This is a genomic window from Schlesneria sp., from assembly GCF_036405755.1.
Lineage (GTDB): Bacteria > Planctomycetota > Planctomycetia > Planctomycetales > Planctomycetaceae > Schlesneria > Schlesneria sphaerica.
On sequence record NZ_DASWWZ010000072.1, the window covers coordinates 1 to 2725 of the forward strand.

General features: G+C 56.5%; 3 protein-coding genes. 2 read left to right on the forward strand and 1 reads right to left on the reverse strand.

The window, feature by feature from the left end; translation table 11 throughout:
* Positions 1-190 precede the first annotated feature (190 nt).
* Both VGE80_RS02480 and scpB read left to right on the forward strand, forming a co-directional pair.
* Positions 191-1321 (forward strand): S1/P1 nuclease, encoded by a 1131-nt coding sequence (locus tag VGE80_RS02480; RefSeq protein ID WP_440591557.1) that lies wholly within the window; start codon positions 191-193, stop codon positions 1319-1321.
* A gap of 108 nt (positions 1322-1429) precedes the next feature.
* On the forward strand, positions 1430-2365 hold the full coding sequence (scpB, locus tag VGE80_RS02485) for an SMC-Scp complex subunit ScpB (RefSeq protein ID WP_373652250.1): 936 nt from the start codon (positions 1430-1432) through the stop codon (positions 2363-2365).
* A 15-nt stretch (positions 2366-2380) separates the two neighbouring features.
* Here the strand turns inward: scpB and VGE80_RS02490 are convergent.
* Positions 2381-2725 (reverse strand): acetolactate decarboxylase (locus VGE80_RS02490; RefSeq protein WP_440591558.1); only part of this gene is annotated, 345 nt, incomplete at its 5' end.

Genomic DNA, 2725 nt, shown 5'->3' on the forward strand with positions numbered 1-2725 from the left:
GCTGTTGTGGTTGGTCGATGGGCGCTTCACGATTTCGACGCGCTGGTGTGAACTGCCACAGATCTTTCCGAGGGCTGGTGTCACTGATCAGGTAATCGACGGTCTGAGTCTACGCATCCTGGCGTAGACTCAAGGCTGTGACAGAGATACAGAAGCACAGAGAAAACGACACGACGGAAAGGATTCTGTCATGCGACGCAGTCAGTTCATCACTTCGCTGTGCTTAATTTTATTTTGCAGCACATCCGTATTCGCGTGGAATGATCTTGGGCACATGACGATTGCCCGAATCGCCTACGACCAGTTGACTGATGGCGAACGGGCGGGGGTGATCTCGATTTTGCGGCATCATCCTCACCTGCACGACGTCATTCTGAAGGATCGACCGAGTCAGGTGACGGCCAGCGAATGGATTTTCCTGCGCGCAGCAACCTGGCCGGACCACATTCGTCCGCCACGAGAACAGACTCGCGCCCCGATTTCCTCTCATTCCATCTACCGATATCACCATCCTCACTGGCACTACGTCAACTACCGTATTCGACCGGGCCAACTGGACACAGAGCTACCGGCACAACCGATGCCGCAGTTCCCCAAGCCGTCGAATCCGTCGGAACAAACCAACCTGATCGATCAATTGGACCAGTCCTACCTCATTTTGCGCGGTAAGGCTCAGGAAACATCGCATCCTGAAATCGAGCTGACTCAACACGAGATCCGGGCAATCCGGATGTGCTGGCTGTTTCACCTGATCGGCGACATTCACCAACCCTTGCACGTGGTGGCGTTTGTCGATCCACAGCTTCCATTCCTGAAGCATGGTGATGAAGGGGGGAACAAGCTGGGGATTCGAATTAACCATGCTTCGAAGCCCCGGAAACTCCACACCGTCTGGGACGATATGCTGGGGACCCATTCCCGTTATCAGGATGTTGTGAATCTGTCTGAAAGACTTTCGCACGACCCACGCTTGTCTGTGTCGCGACTGCCGGAATACGCACAGAACCGTCTGTCGACCGAATTCGCAGAAGAGAGTTACCAGATTGCTGTCGAGGCCATTTACATGAACGGGCGGCTCCCCTACACCCCCTGGTCCAAAGTGGAATCTCATGAAGTGGCGCCGGAGTCGGTCCCGGCCGTTTCCCCGCAGTGGATCTCTCAGGCACATACGATCGCCGAGCGTCGAGTCGTCCTGGCAGGATATCGGCTGGCAGCCCGGTTGAAATACCTGATCGCACACGATCCGGCCAGTCGCGAATCAATTCGAGAATACGAGATGCCCGCTTACCGCAGTTCATACCGCGGTCGCACGTTCCGTTGACTTCTGTCCCGATCCGCGTGTCTGGAAGGGGCGAATGGTCCACTTGCAATGATCGGCGATGGTTGGATTCAATTGTCCGAGAATGTCTTCGTCTCTGGATTCCGTCGTATGACCAGTTCTTTTTCAGACGATCAGCCTGATCTCAGCGACGATGAATCGGACTTCGATCCCTACGACGACGATCTGCAGGAGGATGATGAACTCTTAAGCGATCCTGTCGATGACTGGGGGGGAGGAGAACTGGAGGCCGCCTACCTCAAGGCACTCTCGGCGCTGGAAGCATCGGAAATCGAGTTTGCGCCTCCCGTACCGGAATCCTCAACACTCGAGGAACTGCAGGAAGGACTCGACGACGCTGCGGAAGAGGTGGAAGCCTCTAAAGCCCCCGTTCTGAATGCCGGGCATGCACCCGCGGCGGCAGGCGAACCAGATGAGTTGCTGGAGCCAATACCCGACGGCGGGATTGCGGATGAGAGTCCGGAGCCGCTCGCGAAATCAGACGCTGTACCGGCACCCGAATTTCGGCCTGTTCCTCGTCAGATTATCGAGGCGTGCCTGTTTGTGGGGGGAACATCGCTGACGGCAAGTCGGCTGGCCAGTGTCTTGCGTGGCGATTTCAGATCGGACTACGTTGACCGCGAGATTGACGAACTGAACCGGCTTTATGCGGCTGAGGGGCGACCCTACGAAATCCGACTTGGTGAGGGAGGTTACCGCCTGACGCTCCGCGAAGAGTTTGAACGGATTCGCCATAAAGTATACGGACTGGGGCCAAAAGAGGTTCGGTTGTCACAAGAGGCCCTGGAGGTACTGGCGGTCATCGCCTATCACCAGCCGATGACGCAGGCACGGATTGAAGAGCTTGGTAAACCAGGACGTGGAGCGGTCGTCAGGCAGCTCGTGCGCCGCGAATTGGTTGCGGTGGTGCGGGACCCCCAAAACCCCAAAGAAGTTCACTACGTGACCACACCCCGGTTCCTGTCGCTGTTTGGGATCCGGAATCTCGATGAATTACCGCGTCCCGAGCAGGTGTCGTACAAGTAATGGCGACCGCAAATTCTATTTGTTCGGGGGAGCTTCGGATTCTTCATCATCTCGGGCACTCTCGACTCGGCGGAGTTCCCGATTAAGGTCCTGGTTCAGATTGACCGTATCGAATCCCGGTGCATCGACGAGACGCACGAGCCATTCCTGACAGACGTCATATTCGGCAAGTGCGGATCCCGCCGCACACTTCAGGACGTGCCCTCCTAACGACAGATCATCGGCAAGGAAGTGCCAGTGGTAGCCGGGAACATTCAGACCCTGGACCCACTTGGGACAACGGATACCGATCAATGTTCCTGTGACATTCTCGCGAGTCCAGACTGACTGTTCCTTTGCCACGACCCCCAGGGGACGATA

What these genes read in the sequence shown, in the direction of transcription:
- scpB (WP_373652250.1), top strand. Translation starts at nt 1,430, where the DNA reads ATGACCAGTTCTTTTTCAGACGATCAGCCTGATCTCAGCGACGATGAA.
- VGE80_RS02480 (WP_440591557.1), top strand. Translation starts at nt 191, where the DNA reads ATGCGACGCAGTCAGTTCATCACTTCGCTGTGCTTAATTTTATTTTGC.